Origin of the sequence: Rubrivirga sp. SAORIC476 (genome assembly GCF_002283555.1) — a bacterium.
Classification (GTDB): Bacteria; Bacteroidota; Rhodothermia; order Rhodothermales; family Rubricoccaceae; genus Rubrivirga.
Map to the genome: position 1 here is coordinate 505,107 of NZ_MVOI01000003.1, position 20,325 is coordinate 525,431.

Sequence of the window (20,325 nt, forward strand, 5' to 3'; positions counted from 1 at the left end):
GCTCTCGCACGAGGGTCGGCGGCTTTCGTGTTTGTGGAGGCTCAGTCGCCTGTGAACATGGGCTGGGCCGACAGGTCGATGCCTTCGGTGAAGGTCTCCGCCGACCGTCGGAGGTAGTAGAGCGTCCCGGTACGACGCTCCCCGAGACGCGCCATCCGCTCGATAATCAGCCGCGGCAGGTGGGCCCGGTCGTAGAGCCGTTCCTCATCAGACAGTCGCTCCCACACGCGGAACGTGTCGCGACGCCGCCCCATATACGACCGCGTGCCGGCGCGCCACCCGAACACGAGCCGCTCGGCCATCCAGCGATTGTGCTCCATCTCCGCGAGCCGGTCCGCCAGTCCGCAGCACACCTCGTCGAGTTCGCCCTTGAACGCTCGGAGCACCTTCCGCGTCTGGGTCGCCTCCACGAACGGGGCGTAGCGTTTTTGCTCGCCGACCATCGCCCGATAGCGGAGGTCTCGCTCGACGCAGCGCTGTGCCCAGCAGGCGACCTCCTGAATCCGCTGCTGGCGACACACCGCGTTTGCCGTCGTTTCGGTCGGATGGGCGCGCAAGTAAGGATGCAGTCGATGCGCCCACTTGCCCTCCAGGGCCCGGAGCACCTCCAGATCTGCGGTCTCGGACGCGCGGGCGACGACGCCCAGCCACTCGTACGGGCGCATCGCAGGTTCCAGCACCGGGAACGACCGCCTCTGCCCACTGGGTAGTTGCGACGGACTGTTCGCCTCCCCACCGACGGCCTCGTCCGGGTCGAACATGACCGGGTCCTCCAAGCCCAGCGTCGGCTGCCAGATCACGTCGAGTTTCGTGGCTTCCTGCAGCGACAGTCGCCGAGGCACTGCCAGGAAGTAGCGCTCCAGGGTCAGGTAGGCCAGGGCCACCGCGTCCAGGTTCGAGGTTTCGAAAGCAGACGGGATCGGCGCCTCGGGTGTATCGGAGAGCAGGCGATACATCTCGTGCAGTCTCCGCGCGTCCTCCTGTTCCTGACGGCCCGTGACGACCGCGTAGCTGGCGGACTCCCCACGGTATCCGAAGGGCCGAACCGGGTACGTGATACCGATGTGATACGCGAACCAGTCGGCACGGGAGGTCGGCAGTTCGTCCTCCGTGGGCTCTGGCTTGACGAGTGCAGCGAGGCCGGACTCATCGAACAGGAACGGGTAGATCGCGACCTCGGCGGGCAGGCCATCTGTGGGAGGAGCCGACACGGCCAGATCAAGCGTCCCGTCCCCCCTCCTGGTCGGGTCCGCAGGCCATCCCCGTTCGGTTGCCAGGGCATCCTGAAGGCCGACGGCGTACCGCGCGTTGAGCCCCTCGTCGTCCGTGGCGACCACCACCACAGGCTGAACGGACACGCCGTTTCGGGTGCGGAAGCGCTCCAGCAACAGCGCCGTCACGTCGGGCGACACGGGCGTCGCGGTCTCCACGAACTCGGCCAGTACAGCCACCTCGACGGCGTGGGGGTCATGGTCGCGTGTCCGCCAGGCCGTCGCCTGGGGCCGCGCCGCGCGAGCGTGCCAGAAGTCTTGGAGCGGGTCCCACGCGTCCAGCGAAAACCCAGGCGCGGGGGCGAATCCGGGGTGGAGGGCCCGGAAGCGGGCGACGGCGTCTCGCTCGGCAGGCGAGTGGAGCACCGTCATCCGGAGACGCCGGCGGTTCGTACCGTGGAGCCCTCGCGCACAGCGGAGCGCGAGCGTCCGCCCCAGATTGCCGAAGCCCACCAGCACCACGTGGACCGCCTCATCATCGGCCCAGGACGCCGACCTGTGGATGCGGGCGACGACGCTCCCGGCGGCGTTCTCGTGGACGCTGAACACCCGGTACCACGTGTCGCCCACTCGCTCGGACGGCAGCACCTCGCGCTGAGCCACCGTCACCCCCACGCTGGGGTCGCCGACATGGACGTAGACGCGCCGCTCGGTCTCCACGGCGTCCTGGCGCTTCTTGATGGCGCCCGCGATCTCCAGATTGCGCACGTCGTCGCCGGTGGCGATGAAGACCTCGGCCGCCCGAGCCAGCGGAAGCCGGTCCAGGCCCTCTTCGGTGGTGGCGTCGCCTTCCTCGACGAGCACTCCGAGGCGGCTGGCAGCCTGCGCCCGCGGGCCGCTCGGGTCCAGGGCGAGCGCGTACACGGCGCGGTGTTCACGCCGCACTTCCGCAGCCAACGCCCCGCCGACCCACCCCAGACCGATCACCACGACCGGCTCCATTCGCCCACGAAGCGCCACACGACGAAACCATACGCGCACGCCTGGCGAGATCTCGTAGGCGACCCCGAGCACCGTCGCGAGCCCCCCCAGGAGCGCGAACAGCCGGGCCCCATCGAGCCATCCACTTGCGGCCGGGGCCGCGTCGTGCATACCGAACGTGAGCACGTCGGCGGCCGTGAACGCACGCTCGACCCACCCCATTCCTTCCACCTCGCCGAAGCCGACCCAGGCGAGGACGAACGCGGTCAGACCTGCCAGAAATGCGATGGCGAGCAGGCGAGGGGGACGAGACATCACGGCGAAGGATGTGGAAGACGGCGACTGCCAGGGCGGGTCACGATGCGAGCCCCCAGCGCAGCGTGCGAGCCGATAGCCCGCAGGCCTGGACAGCACGCACGAAATCGCGTGCCGCGAAGCTAGGGATAAGCCCCTCTCCCACACGACATACGGACGCGCCAATGCTTCGAGTAAGCCCGAGTGAGCCCCTGCCACATTCCCCCACGGCCACGGTCACCGCCGGTCCGTCGCCGATGTCGGGGAATCCCGACCCTGTGCACCGGCCACTGTTCGCGCGTGTACGTTGCGCCACCTTCTTCTGCCCAGATGTCCTCACCCTACCACCTCGTCGCCACCGTCGGGTTGGACCCCACGTCGCTCACACGGGTCGCCTGGGCGCTGGCGCGGGCCGGGCACACGCCCGCCGCCGTCCACGTGCTCACCACCGGCCGGGGCGCCGAGCGGATCCGCGAGACGCTCCAGCGGGGCGGGGTCTCGTCGCGCTGGAGCCGCCTCTCCCGCGAGGTCCTCGGCCTCGACGACGACCTGGACCTCCACCTCCACGTCGCCCAGCGCGACGGTCTCACCCTCGCCGACGTCCGCACCCGCGACGACGACCTCGACTTCGGACAGATGGCCTACCAGCAGGTGCGCCACCTCACCGACGAGCCCGCCGACCTGCCCGTGGTCGGTTCCATCGCAGGCGGGCGGCGGACCATGGGCGCCCAGCTCACCTCGGCCTTCGCCCTCTGCGGACGCCCCGTCGACCGCCTCGTCCACATCCACGAACAGGCCGACCCTGCCGGGCTCGCGCCCGCGTTCTGGCCCGGCGACGGCGGCGAGCGGCTCACCGTAGACCTCACCTGGGTACCGTATCCGCGCCTCCGGCCGGTGATCACGGACCCGTTCTTCAAGCGCATCGGCGAGAAGTACGGGCTGCGGAACGTCATCGAGGTGCTCTCCAACTACAATGTGGTCGGCTCCCCGGCGGCGATCCGCGTCTGGCTCACGCGCGGTCACCAGGCGCGGTGCCGGGTCGAGATCCTCGGGGAGGACGGCGCCGTGCTCGCCGACTCCGACTTCACGGCGCGCATGGTGAGCATCCTCCTCCTGCTCGCCGACCAGCTCGAAATCGAGCGCCGCCGGTCGGGCGCCTCGTTCGGCGTGCTGCCCAACAGTCAGCATGTGGAGGCCACCCTCGTGAACCATCCCATCTCGGCAGACCGCGTCGACGCCGTCTATGAGTGGTGCGCGCAGCCCCGAGAGACCACGCGGGTGCTGTGGCGGACGCCCAGCCAGGTCAGCCAGGCCATCAGCCGGTACCGCGACTCCGACGGGCTCGGCGCCCTCGAGATCCACCCCTTCCTCCAGGAGCACCTGGACTTCACGCCGACGCTGGGCCGTGACCTGCCCGACGAGGCGGGCGAGGTGCACCCGGCCGCGAAGTACTGGCACTGGGAGACCTTCAACGCGCTTCCCGTCACCGTCGTCGCGCCCGAGGGCGTGGCCCCCAAGCGGATGCGCTGGCCGTTCCGTACGATCCCGGAGCCCGTCCCCTCCCACCGCCTCGACCGGCCGGGCACCTCTCGCCGCTGACCATGCCCTACACACCCCGCCCGATCCCCACCGACCACGTCGCCCTCCCTTCCCGCCTCGTCGGCCTCGCCGAGCAGCTCGCCAAGCACGTCCACGACGTCTGGGCCGAGGGCCGACTGGCCGAGGGCTGGACGTACGGCGAGCGCCGCGACGACGAGGCGAAGACGCACCCCGGCCTCGTCCCCTACGCCGACCTCAGCGAGGCCGAGAAGGACTACGACCGCCGCACCGCCGAGGGCACCCTGAAGGCCGTCCTCGCCCTCGGCTACACCATCCTCCCGCCCGACGCGCCATGACCTCCCAGGACGCCCGCGCCGCTGCCCTCCGCCACCTCCGCACCGACGGCACGCTCTCCGCCGACGCCCTCCGCGCCCTCTGCGACGGCAACGAGGCGCTGGCCGCCCACGTCCGCAGCGGGCTGGTCCTCGACGGGGTCGCCACCGAGGACGGCCCCGACCTCCGCGCCGTCGCCACGCCCCCGCCGCCCGGCGAGCCCGAGGCGGACCTCTTCGTCTCCTACGCCCACACCGACGACGACGAGTTCGGCGCCGTCCGCGACCTCGTCCAGCGCTTCCAGACGCTCCAGCTCGACTTCGAGCCCCGCGCGCCCGTCGTGTTCTACGACCGCCGCGACATCCACGCGCGCCACGACTGGCGGCACCGGATCTACCAGAAGATCGGCGAGGCCAAGGCCATGCTCATCGTCCTCTCGCCCGCCTACTTCGCGAGCGACTTCTGCCGCGCCGAGTGGGAGCTGTTCACCGAACGCGAGCGCGAACTGGCCCACAGCGACGGCGCCATCCTCAACCTGTACGCCGTCGAGATCCCCGGCTTCACCTTCGACCCGGCGCAGGTGGACGGCACCTGGATGAAGGACCTCGCCCGCCGCCAGTGGATCACCGACGTGAGCGGCCTGTGGCGCCTCGGCCCGGCCATGTGGGACCGCGACGAGGCCCCCGGCTTCATCGAGAAGATCCGCCAGGAGCTGACGGTGCTCGTCGAGCACGGCGAGCGGGTGCTGGGCTCGCGCTCCACCGTCCCCCGCCCGAGCAAGTACTTCGTCGGCCGCTCGGTGGACCTCAAGGAACTGCGCGACCGCCTCCTCGACACGCGCGTCGGGTCGCTCGTGGCCGCGCAGGGCCTCGGCGGGATGGGCAAGAGCGCCCTCGCCTTCGAGTACGCCCGGTCCTACGCCGCCGACTACCCCGGCGGGCGCTACCTCGTCTCGGTCGAAGGCCAGACCGACCTCCAGGCCGCCGTCCTCTCGCTGGCGCCCAGCCTCGGCGTCGAGTTCTCCCCCGAGGAGAGCCGCCAGACCGACGTGGCGCTCCGCAAGGTCCACGCCGCCCTCACGGCCGAGGGGCAGGCGCTCGTCGTGCTCGACAACGTCTCGGACCCGGCCCTGCTGGCGCCGCACCAGGTCGCCCGCGCGCTCCCCCCCACCGGCGTCCATGTGCTTGCCACGTCCCGGCGCACCGCAGCGGAGCTGCACCTCGACGACGCGGCCTGCCAGGAGGTGGGGCCGCTGCCCGACGAGGACGCGCTCGCGCTCCTCGACCGGTACCGCCCGTTCCACGACGAGCCGGACCCGGACGCCGCCCGCGAGGCCGCCCGCGACATCGTGGCCCGACTCGGCGGCTACACGCTGGCCCTCGAAGTGGTGGCGGTTTACCTGTGGCAGCACCGGCATCGGGGCGTGAGCTACCCCGGCTACAGCGACCGCCTCCGCGAGGAAGGCTTTCCCCGCCTCGACCGCACCGGCGCCACGCCCGGACTGGAACTCGCCCTGCACGCCGAAACGCGCCTGCCCGCGCTCCTCGCCCCCACCCTCGACCTCCTCACCGAGGCCGAGGCGGCCGTGCTCGGGCTCGCCGCCGTCCTCCCGCCCGACGCCGTGGTCTGGCCGTGGCTGCGGACGCTCGTGGCGCAGACCCACCCCGGCCTGATCCCCGAGCACGTCGAGGGCGACCCCGACCCGTGGCTCACCCTCAAGGACCGCCTCCACGGCCTCCGCCTGCTCACCCCCATCGACGAGGCCCGCATCTCCCGGATGCACCGCCTCGTCCGCGAGGTCGTCCGCGCCCGCCTCGGCGCCGAGGCGGAAGGGGCCGACGCGGCGGCGTACGGCGTGATGCTCGACCGAGCGAAGCATCTGTACAACGACGGCTGGCGGGAACGCGAAGCACGGTGGGAACTTGCCCCGCTGGCGGAGGCCGTGACGTGGCTCGCGCTTGATGAGGATGTGCGCGCGGGGCCCCTCGCCAACTGGATTGTTGAGCCGTTGATTACGCTGGGGCAGTTGATCGAAGCCCGCCGCCTGCTGGAGCGCGCCATCGAGATCGAGGAGAAGGCCTTCGATGCCGACCACCCCACCCTCGCGACGAGCTACTCCAACCTCGCCACCGTGGTGAAGGACCAGGGCGACCTCGCCACCGCCCGTCGGCTGCTCGGGCGCGCCATCGAGATCGACGAGAGGGCCTTCGACCCCGACCATCCAAACCTGGCTCTCAAGTATGGAAATCTGGGCCAAGTGCTTTGGCACTTGGGTGATCGGGGAGAGGCGCGTCGGCTTGTAAAGACGGCTTTCGCCATCTTCCTTCACCGGCTTGGTCCAGAGCACCCCTATGTCAACATCGCGTGGGGAGACCTCCACACCTACGACCCCGTCTGGGTCGAGGGCGTCAAGGCAGGCCGCATCGACCCGCTGGAGCACCTCCCCCGCCCACCTCGGTGACCCCGCCGGCACGCCCACCGAGGCCGTCCGCCCCCGATTGTGAAGGGCTTGCGACATGGCGTGGGACGCCTGCGAGGAGGCATCGGACGAGTGCGAGATCGCCTGGGACGCCTGCGAGACGGCATGGCACGGCCGCGACAGAGCGTCGGACGCTCGCCACCTCGCCTGGGACGCCTGCGCGACGCCCTGGGACGCCTGCGCGCCCGCCTCGGACAACCGTCAGCGACCCTGGGACGCCCGCCACCCGGCCCGGGACCGCCGCGCCCACGCCTGGGACGCCCGCGCCCCACCCTGGGACGGCCCCCACCGAGCCCTCGAGGCGGGCTCAGCGGGCGCGGAACATCGGGTTGTCATCCCGGCGCTCCTCGAACAGCGCGTCGCGCAAGACATCCGCCTTGCGGGCCAGCGTCCGCGTGCCGTCGGCCATGACCAGCAGCTGGCGGCCCGGCGGGACCGAGAGCGCCCCCGGCACCACGTCCAGCAACTTCGCCAGCGCCGCGCGCCCCAGCCAGTGGCTCCCGAAGACCTGCAGCACGCCCGCGTTCGCCACCATCGTCTGCCAGTCGCTCGGGTAGAGGCGCTGCATCTGCTGGAGGTCCTGCCAGAAGCTCCACACCCGCACGCCGTAGCCGCGCAGCAGCGTCATCGCCGTCACCAGATCCTCCAGCGTGTCCAGTTGGGCGGCCTCGTCCAGCAGGAACAGCGTCGGGAGCGCCGGGCGCTCGGTGCGCGCCATCAACACGCGCAGCAGCGTCGCCACCCAGAGCCGCAGCAGGCGCGCGTGCGAGCGCAGCTTCGACGGCGGCAGGACGAGGTAGATCGTCAGCGGGTCGCCCCGGCGCACCGCCTCCAGGTCGAACGAGGTCGTCCGCAGCGCCTCGGCCACCGCCGGGTCGCCCAGCAGCACCGTGTGCTGCGTCGCCGTCGCCTGCACGCTCGGCCGCGTCTCGCGGTCGGGAAGCTGGAGGAACTGCCCGATCTCCTCGTACGCGTACGTCCCCTTGAGCCCCTTCTGCGTGTCCAGCAGCACCGCCAGGCTGTACGTCAGGTCGTCCGACATCATCATCTCGCGGAGCCGCGCCGGGTGCTTCTGCTCCTCCTCGCCCGTGAGCAGGATCACCTCGATCAAGGCCGACAGCAGCGAGGTCGCGCGGTTGTCCCAGAACGGGTCCTTCGCGAATGTCCGCGGCGCGAGGATGTCGGCCAGCAGCAACGCCGCCTCCGTCGTCCCCATGTCGGTCTGGCGCACGAGGTCGAACGGGTTGAGCGAGCCGGACGCCTCGGAGGCCACGTGGTACGGGTCCAGCCGGACCACCGGCCCCAGCGTCTCGCGGTAGCGCGCCGTCACCGCGCACGCCTCGCCCTTCGGGTCGATCACGAGCACCGGGCCGGGGTACGTCAGCAGCGCCGGCAGGATGGCCGAGCGCCCCTTCCCCGAGCCCGTCGGCCCGATGGAGACGAGGTGGCCCTCGTCGTCGGCCCAGAGCGGCCGGGGCTCCGCCTCGGTCGGCGCGTCGGGCGTGTCGGAGGCGAAGCCGAGCGGCGCCGTGGAGGGCGCGGCGTCGGCCCATCCCAGGAGGAGGCCAGCGGGGAGATCGGGCATGGCAGCAAGCGCGAAAGCCCGTCCGACGGGCCTCTCCCCCCCAGGATTCGCGCCGGGGATCCCCGCCCGCGAACGCCCCGAGGCGGGCTACCCGGCCAGAAGCTCCTGCACGAGCGCAGGCGCCTCCGCGATGGTGGTGTAGTGCAGGATCTCACTGCGCACGCGGGGGCCGTCCTCCCGCACCTGATACCGGAGCGCGTTCTCCACGTCCGAGAGCAGGCTCTCGCCGATCTGCTGGAGCCGCTGCTCGTACGCCTCCGTCTGAGCGGCGCTGCTCGGCCGTCGCGCCAGAAACGACAGCAGCCGGGGCGACCGCCGGAGCGGGTAGATGGCGCGCGGGATGTCCACCACGATGTCCCCCACGTGGTCGTACCAGAGCGGTCCCTTGTTGTCGCTCGGAACGGCGTCGAGACTCCCCTTTTCCAGCGTCAGCCCCTCCTCCCCGAGCGCTCGGCGCAGCCGCTCCTGATCGGCCTGGTAGGTTGTCTCCAGTGACGACGGGCGGACGTACACGACGTGGCGGTACGCATTCGGGTAGTGCCCAAGAAAGCCGCCCTCGGTGATGAGCCGCGCGAGGAAGTTGAAGTAGTAGCCCGCCGCCAGCCCCACCGCCGCCGAGATGTTGACGATGGGCACGTTGCGGTAGAACTGCGACACCCGGTCGTTGACGAACGAGACCTCGCGCCGGAGAAAGTCCCGGAGCGGAGCCCGGAGGGCGTCGGCCAGCGTCGCGACATCGAAGTCGGGCACGCGGCTCTGGCTCATCGTCCAGGCGTAGAACGGCACCGCCGCGCCGTCCAGCACGACCGCCATCGACGGGATCCCCAGCGCGTGGACCAGCCCCAGCTCGTAGAAGACGTTGGCGCGGTCCGGGTTGCTCTCCTTCGGCGTCAGGTTGAACACCACCAGATCGGCCGTGTCGAGCAGGCTGAGCACGTTCTCGACGATCTCGGCCTGGCTCTGGCCCTCGGGCACCCTGACGTTCGTGCTGACGATGGCGCGCTCGTCGAGCAGGGCTCGGGCCTCGTCCTCGGCCAGCAGCGCGACCAGCGCGTCGCGGATCGGGAGCGTGGAGGTCGGCCCGCGCTCGTCCTCCCCCATAGGGCCGAGGACGAGAATGTCGAGGCGGCGGTCGGCGGACCAGTCGGCAGCCATGGCGTGCATCGCGTGTGCGTCGATTCCAAGCTAGACCGAAGGGTCTACACATCGGCACACCGAGACGCAAAAGGTCCACATACAAGACCGAGCGCCGATCCTCCGAAGAAGACCGGCGCCCGGCGAGACCGTCTGCATCGACCGGTCAGGCCGCCGACACTCCCTCGGCGTTCACATTGGCCGACTTCGCCACGCCGATCAGCACGACGGCGCCCAGCACGCCCGATACCACCGACGCGGCCAGGATGCCCACCTTCGCGCTGTCCAGCAGCGGCCCGGCGCCGAACGCTAGGTTGGCGATGAAGATGGACATCGTGAACCCGATGCCGGTCAGGAAGCTGACGCCCATCACGTGCCGCCACGTCACGCCCGACGGCAGCGCCGCCAGCCCGGTCTTGACGGCCAGGTACGCCAGCGCCATCACGCCCAGCGGCTTGCCGACGACCAGGCCCAGCATCACGCCGAGGGCGACGGTGTCGGTGACGAGCGCCGCCGCGCCCGCGCCGAGCGCGACCCCCGCGTTGGCGAGCGCGAACACGGGCATGATGAAAAAGGCCACCAGTCCGTGGAGCCCGTGCTCCAGCCGCTGCAGTGGCGTCTCGATCTGCTCGCACGCCTTCTCCAGGCTGTGGACGGCGTGCATCTGGTCCGGCGTCGGCGTGGAGCCCCCGACGGTGAGCCCGGCCGCGAACTGCGCCAGCAGGCCGTCCGCCCGCTCGGCGAACTCGACCTCGTCGATCTTGCGCGTCGCCGGGATCGTGAGCGCCACCAGCACGCCCGCGATGGTCGCGTGGACGCCCGACTTCAGCATCAGCACCCAGACCGCGAGGCCGATCAGCCCGTACACCGCCGGGCGCTGGATGCCCAGCCGGTTGACGACCACCAGCACGCCCACCAGCACCAGCGAGCCCACCAGCGCCGCCAGGTTCAGCTCGGCGGTGTAGAACAGCGCGATCACGACGACCGCGCCGAGGTCGTCCACGATGGCGACGGCCGTCAGGAACACCTTCAGCGCCAGCGGCGCGCGGCTGCCCAGCAGCGCCAGCACGCCCAGCGCGAACGCGATGTCGGTCGCCATCGGGATGCCCCAGCCCGTGACCTTGTCAGAGCCCAGGTTGACCACCGTGTAGAGCAGCGCCGGCACCACCATGCCGCCGAGTGCCGCCGCGATGGCGAGCGCCGCCTTGCGCGGCTCGGCCAGTTCCCCGGCCAGCACCTCGCGCTTGATCTCCAGGCCGACGACGAAGAAGAAGATGGCCATCAGCCCGTCGTTGACCCACAGAAGGAGGGGCTTCGAGATTTCGAAGCTCCCCGCGCCCACGGTCACGTACGTGCCCCACAGGTCGTTGTAGGCGCCCACCAGCGGGCTGTTGGCCCAGACGAGGGCGACGGCGGCAGCGGCGAGCAAGAGGATGCCGCCTGCGGCCTCGGTCTTGAAGAAGGACTGGAACGGTCGAAGAAGGGTCTGCATGAGAGAGTCGGAAGGACGCGCCCGCGCGTCGGAGACACGGGGCGGAGGGGGCGCCGGCAAGGTCGGCGAAAGAGGGTAGCCGCCCCACCTCGGGGCGACCCAGGAATCAGGCACCCCGCGCCACGCGCGGGGCCACTACGCACGCGGCGGTGGCGTCCCGACCGTCCGCTCCGCCGACACGGCGGTCGTGCGCTCCCCCTGCATCTCGATGCGGTCGTCCCGGCCAGTGGCCACGCAGGGCCAGACGATGGCCTCCTCTCCCCCGGTCTCCGGCTCGGCGTCGGCCGGGGCCTCGGGAGCGACCGGGCACTCCGTCGCCACCTCTGCCGGCATCGCCGCCCACACCAGCTCGACTCCGCCGCAAAGGACGAGGAGCACCAGGGCGAGCAGGGACCAGCGGAGCGTCATCGGCAGGGTGCAACGGTCGCTCCCGTGCCGGGTTGCGCCCACGGCCCGACCTTCGCCGACACTCCCCGACCGAGGTCAGAGCGAACGCAGGAAGGCGACCAGCGCCTCGCGCTCGGCTCGGTTCAACTGGCGGAACCGCTCGCGCGCGACCTCCGCCTCACCGCCATGCCACAGGATGGCCTCCACGACACCCCGCGCCCGGCCGTCGTGCAGCAACTCCTCCCGCCCGTTGACGACGCTCGTCAGGCCCAGCCCCCACAACGGCGGCGTACGCCACTCCGAGCCACTCGCCCGGAAGTCCGGTCGGCCATCGGCCAGTCCCGGGCCCATGTCGTGCAGCAGCAGGTCGGTGTACGGACGGATCGTCTGCCCGCCCACCGCGGGGACGCCCGGCAGCGTGCCGGTCGTCAGGCGCGGGACGTGGCACGAGGCGCACCCGACAGAGGCGAACAAACGCTCGCCCTCGCGCACCTGGGGGTCGCCGAGGCCGCGCCGCGCCGGGACGCCCAGCGTCTGCGTGTAGAACGTGACCGCCTCGACGGTCGCCTCGTCCACCTCGACCGAGCCGTCGGCGTTGGGAAAGACCGACGACGCGACGCCCATGTCCTCGGCGTACGCGGTCACCGTCTGCGCCCGCAGGCTCGGCTGGTTGGCCTTCCACCCGAAGCGCCCGAGGCGGACCGACTCGGTGACGGGGTCCCAGACGTAGTTGGCCCGGCCGGACACCTCGCCCGCCGCCGCCTGCGCCTGGACCAGCGCCAGCACGTCGGCCTCAGGAACGGCTTCGAGCAGGCCGAGGCCGAAGACCGGACGCGAGAAGCGAGGCGAGATCTCGGCGACGCCCGCCAGCACGCCTGCGTCGCCCTCGATTCGGTACGTCGGCGCGCGGAGCAAGACGACCTCGCCGTCGGCCAGCGTCTCAGCGCGCTCGTCCCAGGTGACCACGATGCGCCCCTCGGGCGTCGCCCCGACGACGGCGCGGTCCTGGAGTTGGAGGCCCAGGCCGGGGACCGGGGCGGGTCCGCCGTGCGGCCCCCGTCCTCCTGCGCTCAGGCGAAGCAGCAGCGACTCGCGGCTCCGCCCGTCGCGCGCGTGGCAGGCGATGCAAGACGTCTGGTTGAAGACCGGCCCCAGCCCGGCGTTGACCGGGGCGGGCGCCGTCACGAACGTCGCCTCGAACTCGACGTCTCCCTCCAGGTGGAGCGCGAGCGCATCGGCTGTCAGGTTCGGGGCGGGTGTCGAGAAGGCATTGCCCGACGCGTCGAAGACCGTCGTCGCCCCGCCCGCACGGGCCGCATCGGCGTCCGCGTCCTCCGGGTCGGAGGCGTCGCACGCGGAGAGCGCGACGACGACAGCGAGCAGGAGGACGGGACGCAGCATGCTAGCGGAGCGCGGCCGTGACGGGCCCCTCCAGCGTCGCACGCAGGTCGAGGACGGCGTCGATGGCCGCCTGGACCGTCGGCCGCGCGTTGAAGATGGCGTCCGAGAACGGGCCCGGGATCGCCTCGATGGCCGCGATGGCGGCGTCGATCTCGGCGAGCACGCGCGCATCCAGGTCGGCGTCCACCTCCGCGACCAGATCCGTCAGGCCCGGGCCCGTCGCCCCGGCGTAATCGCCGAGGTACACGTTGCGGACGCTCCGGATGTTGTCGGCGAAGTCGGCCAGCGAGTTGCCGCTGAAGCGGGACTCCTCCTCGGCCGTCGAGCGGTCGCCGAACGGACCGCCCAGCTTGCCCGCGCCCACCTCGTCGGTGATGGTCACCAGGCCACCGACCAACTCCTGCACCGCCGCGTTCTGGCTGACGTAGATGCTGCCCGACGTGCCCGCGTTCGCGATCTGGAGCGCGTAGCCGCCGCCGGTCGGGTTCCACAGGGTCGCCAGCGTCCCGGCATCGTCCCGCAGCACGGCCGTTGCCGAGACGAGGTACTGGACCTCACGGTCGGTGAAGTCGGCCGCCTGCTTGGTCCCGTCCTCTCCGTAGAGCAGGTACTCGATGGTGTGGAAGCCGCGGAGCGTCGCCTCCAGCCCGGCGACCGTCGCGGGGGTCAGGTCCGACGACGAGGCCAGCACGGCGTCGAGGTCGGTCCGGTTGACGGGCCAGCTGTCGAGCGACGGGTCCAGGCCCTCCGTGTCGACGGGTCCGAAGAGGAAGCCCTCCGAGAGCTCCCACGGGGCCCGCGTGTCGCGCCACTGCTGGCGGGCCGCCTCGAGCCGCCCCGCGCTGCGATCGTCCGCGAACGCACCGACGGCCGTCACGAGGTCGGCCGCCTCGGCGGCCAGGTCGGCGTAGGTGGCCGTGATCACGTCGGTGGCGACGTTGGAGAGAACCGGCGCGGCGTCGGACTCGCTCTCGGGACCGGTCGACGAGTCGCAGGCGGCGAGGGAGAGGCCGAGGGCGGCGACGAGGAGGGTGCGGGACAGGGTCATGGGGGTGGGATGGGTTAAAACTCGAAGCCGAGGCCGAGCGAGGCCGTGTTCTCGACACGGTCCTCCGTCGTCCCCAGCAGCCGGTGGCTCCAGTGCGCCTTCAAGACGACGGGGCCGACCGGGCGCCAGTTGAGGCCGGCGGTGTACGTGGTGCGCTGCCAGCGCGGGTTGTCGAACACGTCGCCCGTGACGGACGCCATCGTGTCGTAGGTGTCGATCCGCCCGAACACGTCGAGGCGGTCGCCCACGCCGCCGAGCGACGGCACCAGCCGGACCAGGTCGACGCCAGCCTCGATGCCGGCCCCGTAGGCCTGGCTGCCGACGGGCGTCCGGCGCACGCCGAGGGCGTTGGGCAGATTGCGGTTGGCGCGCGACACGGCGTCGGCGTTGCCGAGCCAGCCGACGAGGGCCGCCCCGCGGACCGTCAGCGGACCGCGCTCGACCTGCCCGTGTACGTCCACGATGCCGACCACCGCCGAGCCCTCCAGGTCGGGCCGCGGCCGGTTGTCGGCGCTGTCGCCGACGTAGCCGCTCACGCCGACGCTCGTCTCGTCGGCCAGCGCCACGTCGAGGCGGGCGTGGACGGCGAGGTTCTCGGCGGTCACGGTCTCGAACCGGCTCTGCCCGCCCCGCTGGACCCAGTTGGCCGAGCTGAAGCCGCTCGAATCGAGCCCGTTGACGACGGACAGCACGTAGGCGAACGCGCCGGCCCGGCCGTACGCCTGGACGCCCACCTCGTACCAGTTGCTCGGGATCATCGTGGCCTCGGCCTCGGCCCGCGTCGTGGTGTAGTACTCGTTCGGCTCGTCGTTGACGGCCGCCAGGCCCATCGGCACCTTCACCTTGCCGACGCGGACGCCGAACGACGGGCGGACCGCGAAGTCGACGTTCAACTGCTCCAGCACGACCTCGCCGCCCGCTTCGATCTCCTGCTCGAACTCGCCGAACTCCTCCTGCACGTCGAACTCCAGCGTCGAGCCGGTGCCCGCGTGCTCGATCTCGAACTCGGCCCGCAGCGTCACGCGGTCGGCCAGGCGGACCGACGGGTAGAGCACCAGTCGCTCCACGTCCATCGCCGTCCGCCGCGCCGGGTCGGTGTCCCAGTCGTACGCCGCGTAGTTGACGACGCCGTAGCCGCGCACCTCGAAGCGTGCGGAGGACTCGGAAGCGACCGACGCGGTGTCGGCCGGGAGGCCCTGGGCGTGGGCGGCACTCGCCAGAAGGGCGAGCAGGAAGGCGGATCGCATGGTCGGGGTCGAGGAGAGAGGCAGGCTACCGGCCCAGGCGAGCGCGGAGACCGACCGTGACCGTCCGCGGGAGGCCCGGACGAAGGCCCGCCGGCCGACGCGCCACCAGGTAGGCCTCGTCGGTCAGGTTGACGACGCGGCCCGTCAGCGACAGCCCGCCGGGGAGTGGGGCCTCGGCGACGAGGTCCAGGATGGCGTGCGCTCCGATCCGCTCGGTGTCCGGGATGGTCCCCTGCCCGGCGACGGCCCGCATGTCCGAGACGGCGTTGGCCAGCAATGCCAGCGCCCACCCGTCGCGCTCGACGCCCGCCCGGACGTAGAGGCGGTGGCTCGCCTGGTACGGCAGTTCGTCGCCGACGGCGACCGTGCCCCACGGGCCGAAGTCGCTCTCGAAGGCGCTCTGGAAGCGCGCGTCGGTGTAGGTGTAGGCGACGCGCACGGGCACCGACCATGCGCTGCGGCGCACGACACGGGCCAGATCTGCGGAGGCGCCGACTTCGAGGCCCGACACGTCCACGCGCCCCCCGTTGAACTGGTCGGACGTTCCGCCGCCGCCGGACGCGGCGAGGTCGCTGCCGAGCAGGTTCCGGTAGGCGGTCCGGTAGGCCGCCACCTGGACCTCGATGGCCGGGCCGCCGTAGCGCACGCCGATCTCGCCGTTGACGCTCGACTCGGGCTCGGTCTCCGAACGGCTGTCCGGGGGCGCGAAGCCGCGGTGGAGGCCTCCGAACACGCGCCAGCCGTCGGCCACCTCCACGATGGCCCCGAGGCCGGGGATGAGGGCCGTCACGTTGTTCTCCCGCTCCGTGAGGTCGGCGCCGGTTCGCGTGACGTCGGCCGTGCCGAAGTCCTCACGGCGGAGGCGCACCGACTCCAGGCGCAGGCCGGGCGTCAGGGTGAGCGGGCCCCACTGGGCGTCCGCCTGCACGAAGCCGGCCACGGCGCGGGCACGGTCGACCCGGTTGGCGTCGGTCCCCGGCTGCCCCTCAGAGACGAGCGCCATCTGCCCCCCGTCGATGCTGTAGCCGTCCACCCACTGGAAGAAGTCGATGTGGTCGGCGTGGAGGCGCAGGCCCGCCTCGACGAGCGCCCCGGCGCCCTCGCGGCCCAGGCGGACCCCGGCGACGGTCTGGACGCCCTCGCTGAGGTACGTCCGGTTGTTGGCCTTCACGGCGAGCGTGCCCGTCGCCTCGCCGCGGACGACCGCCAGTTCGTCGGCGTAGGCGTCCGGGTCGTCCAGGAGCGACGCGATGCGGACCGCGCTTCCAGCGGCGGTCACGCGGTCGAGCTTGTACCAGTTGCGCGCGAAGTCGTTGCGGTAGACCGTCGTCGTGAGGTCGAGGCGGTCCGAGAAGACGGCCACGTGGCGGGCGCGCAGCGCCGCGTGCTCGGCGTTCATCTCGTCCCGCTGGCTGGCCGCGTAGCGGGTGTACGGGGTCGCCGCGAAGTCCGCCTCGGTGAGGCCGAGGTAGGTCTCGTCCGAGACCTCGTCGGTGCGGCTCGCGGTGAGCGTCAGGCTCTGGAAGACCGACGCATCGGGGGCCGTCGCGAGGCGCACGCGCCCGAACAGGTCCACCTTGTCGAAGCCCGTCTCGAACGCCTCCCCCCCCGGCCGGACGAGGGCGGTCCCCCCCGGCCCGGTGACGGTCTTGAACCCGTCGACGTTGTCCGAGCGGACCTCCGCCACCACGCCGACGCCCAGGCCGCCGAGCCAGTTCGCCGAGGGCGTCGACGAGCCGACGCGCGCATGGAGCGTCCGCTGGTCGTTCGGCCCCAGCACCACGTCGCCCTGCGCGGCGGTGCCGTCGGGGATGCGCGCCGCGAGCAGGTTGATGGCGCCGCCGGTGGTCTGCGGGCCGTACTTGATCTGGCCCGCGCCGGTCCGCACCTCGACGCCGTCCATGCGGCCGACCGAGGGGAAGTAGTAGGCGGCCGGGGCGGCGTAGGGGGCGGGCGCGATCAGCACGCCGTCCTCCATCAGCGTGATCGTGCTGGAGCGCTCGGCGCCGCTGCCGCGCAGGCCGATGTTGGGCCGAAGGCCGTAGCCATCCTCCTCCTGGATCGTGACGCCGGGCACCTCGCGCAGCACACGGTGCACGTCGCTACCGCCGATCTGCTCGATCGCGCGGGGCCCGATGTAGTGGCCGGAGCCGGGCAGGTCGAGCGTGCCGCGCCCGGTCAGCGTCTCGCGCGCCGTGACCACGACTTCGCCCGCGTCCAGCGTCGCCTCGGCCAGCACCAGGGTCACCTCAGTCCGCTCGCCGCGAGTCAGCGTCACGCGCTCGCGGGCGGTGGTGTAGCCGATCAGCGTCGCGACGACCTCGACGGTTCCGTCACCGAGGCCGACGATCTCGAAGCGACCGTCCCGGTCGGCCGCGGCACCACGCGTGGTGCCGTCGAGGACGACGCTGGCACCAGGGAGGGCGCCCCCGTCGGTACCGACGACGCGGCCGGCGAGGGTGGCCGTCTGCGCGCTGGCGCCGAGGGCCAGCAGCGAGAGGAGGAGGCAGAGGGAGAGACGCATGAGAGAGGCTGTCTGGACTGAGTCCAAACTAGTCGGCTATCTGGATCCGGTCCAGACAAGCCGCAGCCTCCCGCGTGTCTTCACTCTCGGCGTGGCCCTGGGCGCCAGCGGACCAAAAAAGCGGGCCCATCCCGAAGGACGAGCCCGCCTGGGTCGGAGCGCGGGTGCGCTAGGAGGCGTCGGGCGTCTCCCCGCTGGCCTCCTCCATCGTCTCGATGTTCTCCGCCGGCTCGCCGGTACCCGCCCCGAGGACGGCGTCGATGATGCCGTACTCCTTGGCCTGCTGCGGGCTCATGAAGTTGTCCCGGTCGGTGTCGCGCTCCACCTTGTCGACCGGCTGGCCGGTGTGGTGCGAGATGACCTCGTTCATCCGCTTCTTGATGTAGAGGATCTCCTCGGCCTGGATCTGGATGTCGGAGGCCTGCCCCTGCGCGCCGGACGACGGCTGGTGGATCATGATGCGGCTGTTGGGAAGCGCGGCGCGCTTGCCAGCGGCCCCGCCGAGCAGAAACACCGATCCCATCGAGGCCGCCAGCCCGACGCAGATCGTCGCCACGTCGGGCTTGACGAACTGCATGGTGTCGTAGACCGCCATGCCGGAGTAGACCTGGCCGCCGGGCGAGTTGACGTAGATGTTGATGTCCTTCTCCGGGTCCTCGGCGGCGAGGAACAGGAGTTGGGCCACGGCGAGGTTGGCGGTCGTGTCGTTGACCGGCGTCCCGAACAGGATGATGCGGTCCTTCAGCAGGCGGCTGAAGATGTCGTAGGAGCGCTCGCCGCGCGTCGTCTGCTCGACGACCATCGGGACGAGGGCGTTGATGGGCGCGTTCTGCTGCGGCCCGGAGTAGATGTCATCCGGGAGCGAGGTGAGGCTCCGGGAGAAGGTGACGAAGTCTTTGATCTGGCTCATGCTGGGGTCTCGCGGTGCGAAAGGGGATCGGTCGCTGGCACCCGGCCGCGCGGGCGCGGTTCCGGCCGAACGCGACGGCGCCCTCCCCCATCGCTGGGAGAGGGCGCCGCTCGGTCGGCCTCGGGACCGAGGTGGGATGGGCAGGACCTCCGGGCGGACGCCGTCCGCGCGGATGCGCGCCGCCCCCTACGCCTCCTCGTCGGCCGCGTCTTCGTCCTCGGTCTCGAAGGTCGGCGTCAGCTCGACGGGCGCGTTGGCCTGGGCCTCGGCGAGCGCGGCACGGCGGGCCTCCGCCTCCTCGCGGATCTCGTCGGCCGACTTCTCGACGACCTCGAAGCGGCTCTCCATCGCCCCGAAGAGGCGCTGGTTCATCAGCTGGTCGCCCATCTGCTCCATCATCTGGGGCTGCGACTCGAAGTACTGCTTGATGAGGGCCATGTCGGCACCCTCCCCGGCCAGCTTCTCGAACTCGGCCTCGAAGTCCTCGTTGGTCAGCTCCAGGCCCTCGTCCTCGATGAGGCGGTCCTTGACGAGGAGCCAGCGGACCTGGTCCTCGGCCTGCTGGCGGTTCTCGTCGCGCCAGGCGTCGTAGTCGAACGTCGGCGGGATCTCGCCCTGGAACTGCTTGCGGACGTCCTCGAAGAGCGCGTCCAGCGAGGCCTCCGTGAGCGTCTCGGGGACGGCCACTACGTCGCGGTGGGCGAGCACGAACTGCTCGACCATCTTCTGCTCCAGCGCCTGGTTGGCGCGGTTGGCCCACGACGTCTCAAGCTCCTGGCGGATGTGGGCGTTGAGGCCGTCGAGATCCTCGGCCTCGCCACGCGTCTGCGCCTTGATGAAGTCCTCGTCGACCTCCGGGAGGACGCGCTCCAGCACGTCGACGACGGTCAGCAGGTAGCGGTCGACGTGGTCGTCGTGGTCCGTCTCCTCGTCGTGGGCGTGGAGGTGGGGCAGCGCGACCGGCGCTTCGTCGCCGACGGTGAGGCCGGTGAGGGCCTCGACCATCTCGGGCCGGAGGTCCGGGTTGGCCATCACGATGCGCGCGGCGTTCTGCTTGACGCCCGACGGGTTGCCGTCCGCGTCGACCGGCTGGATGTCGATCATCGCGACGTGCTCGGACGTGATCGCGGTGCCCTCCGGCGTGTCCTCCTCCTCGGCGGCGAGGTCGCGGCGGCGCTGCACGTCCGCCTCGATGTCCTCGTCGGTGAACACGCGGACGACGCGCGTCACGGGCACGTTGGACAGGTCGGCGAGGTCGAACTCGGGGCGGACCCCGAACTGGACGACGGCCTTGAGCGGCTCCTCGGGCTTGTCGAGGTCGAAGTCCAGCTCCACGAGGCGCGGCTGGCCGATCGGCTCGTACTCCTCGTTCTCGGCGACGGCCGTGCGGTACGCCTCGCCGATGGCCCGCTCGGCGACCTCGATCGAGACCTGCGGGCCGACCATCTTGCGGACCACGTTGAGCGGCACCTTGCCCGGGCGGAAGCCCTTCAGGTTCATCTGGGCGCGCTCGCGCTTGAGCGCGGCGTCGATCTGGGGCTGGAGGTCTTCGGCGGGGACGGTCACGTCGAGGACGTAGTCCACGTCGTTGACGGCTCGGACGTCGGTCTGCATCGGTTCGCTTGGGGTCTGGAAATGCAACGTGCGCGGCGCCTCGGACGGGCACCGCGCACGGGGGGATACGAGAACGTACCCGATTCGCTCCCCCGAGGGGGTGAGGAAGGCGTGAGGCTAGCGGGTACGAGGGACTCGCGGACCTC

14 protein-coding genes are annotated in these 20,325 nt (G+C 71.6%); 3 read left to right on the plus strand and 11 right to left on the minus strand.

The window, feature by feature from the left end; all coding sequences use genetic code 11:
- Positions 1 to 41: 41 nt before the first annotated feature.
- Positions 42 to 2,507, minus strand: coding sequence for an NAD-binding protein (locus B1759_RS04100; RefSeq protein WP_095513759.1), 2,466 nt, complete (start codon positions 2,505 to 2,507; stop codon positions 42 to 44).
- A 309-nt stretch (positions 2,508 to 2,816) separates the two neighbouring features.
- Here B1759_RS04100 and csm6 point away from each other — a divergent pair, with 309 nt between their 5' ends.
- The 3 genes from csm6 to B1759_RS04115 are packed head-to-tail and all read left to right on the plus strand — an operon-like array spanning position 2,817 to position 6,819.
- A complete protein-coding gene (gene csm6 / locus B1759_RS04105; RefSeq protein WP_095513760.1) occupies positions 2,817 to 4,085 on the plus strand; it encodes a CRISPR-associated ring nuclease Csm6 in 1,269 nt (422 codons plus the stop codon).
- Between the two features lie 2 nt (positions 4,086 to 4,087).
- Positions 4,088 to 4,381, plus strand: coding sequence for a RyR domain-containing protein (locus B1759_RS04110; RefSeq protein WP_095513761.1), 294 nt, complete (start codon positions 4,088 to 4,090; stop codon positions 4,379 to 4,381).
- Positions 4,378 to 6,819 (plus strand): tetratricopeptide repeat protein, encoded by a 2,442-nt coding sequence (locus tag B1759_RS04115; protein ID WP_095513762.1) that lies wholly within the window; start codon positions 4,378 to 4,380, stop codon positions 6,817 to 6,819. Before B1759_RS04110 ends, B1759_RS04115 begins: the two co-directional genes overlap by 4 nt.
- Positions 6,820 to 7,144: 325 nt before the next feature.
- Here the strand turns inward: B1759_RS04115 and B1759_RS04120 are convergent, their stop codons facing one another.
- The 10 genes from B1759_RS04120 to tig form a co-directional block, all read right to left on the minus strand.
- Positions 7,145 to 8,422: a type IV secretory system conjugative DNA transfer family protein gene (locus tag B1759_RS04120; protein ID WP_095513763.1), complete on the minus strand. Its 1,278-nt coding sequence runs from the start codon at positions 8,420 to 8,422 to the stop codon at positions 7,145 to 7,147.
- Positions 8,423 to 8,509: 87 nt separating this feature from the next.
- Positions 8,510 to 9,577 (minus strand): STING domain-containing protein, encoded by a 1,068-nt coding sequence (locus B1759_RS04125; protein WP_158225118.1) that lies wholly within the window; start codon positions 9,575 to 9,577, stop codon positions 8,510 to 8,512.
- 145 nt (positions 9,578 to 9,722) lie between these two features.
- Complete coding sequence (gene nhaA, locus B1759_RS04130; protein WP_095513765.1) at positions 9,723 to 11,048, minus strand: Na+/H+ antiporter NhaA; 1,326 nt, start codon at positions 11,046 to 11,048, stop codon at positions 9,723 to 9,725.
- 135 nt (positions 11,049 to 11,183) lie between these two features.
- Positions 11,184 to 11,456: a hypothetical protein gene (locus B1759_RS04135; protein WP_095513766.1), complete on the minus strand. Its 273-nt coding sequence runs from the start codon at positions 11,454 to 11,456 to the stop codon at positions 11,184 to 11,186.
- Between the two features lie 75 nt (positions 11,457 to 11,531).
- On the minus strand, positions 11,532 to 12,836 hold the full coding sequence (locus B1759_RS04140; protein ID WP_095513767.1) for a di-heme oxidoredictase family protein: 1,305 nt from the start codon (positions 12,834 to 12,836) through the stop codon (positions 11,532 to 11,534).
- A 1-nt stretch (position 12,837) separates the two neighbouring features.
- Entirely contained in the window at positions 12,838 to 13,884 is a 1,047-nt protein-coding gene (locus tag B1759_RS04145; protein WP_095513768.1) for an imelysin family protein, read from the minus strand.
- Positions 13,885 to 13,898: 14 nt separating this feature from the next.
- Complete coding sequence (locus B1759_RS04150; protein WP_095513769.1) at positions 13,899 to 15,131, minus strand: hypothetical protein; 1,233 nt, start codon at positions 15,129 to 15,131, stop codon at positions 13,899 to 13,901.
- A gap of 25 nt (positions 15,132 to 15,156) precedes the next feature.
- A complete protein-coding gene (locus tag B1759_RS04155; protein WP_095513770.1) occupies positions 15,157 to 17,655 on the minus strand; it encodes a TonB-dependent receptor in 2,499 nt (832 codons plus the stop codon).
- A 169-nt stretch (positions 17,656 to 17,824) separates the two neighbouring features.
- Positions 17,825 to 18,565, minus strand: a complete 741-nt coding sequence (gene clpP, locus B1759_RS04160; protein WP_095513771.1) for an ATP-dependent Clp endopeptidase proteolytic subunit ClpP — start codon at positions 18,563 to 18,565, stop codon at positions 17,825 to 17,827.
- A 186-nt stretch (positions 18,566 to 18,751) separates the two neighbouring features.
- A complete protein-coding gene (gene tig, locus B1759_RS04165; protein ID WP_095513772.1) occupies positions 18,752 to 20,179 on the minus strand; it encodes a trigger factor in 1,428 nt (475 codons plus the stop codon).
- Between the last annotated feature and the right edge of the window lie 146 nt (positions 20,180 to 20,325).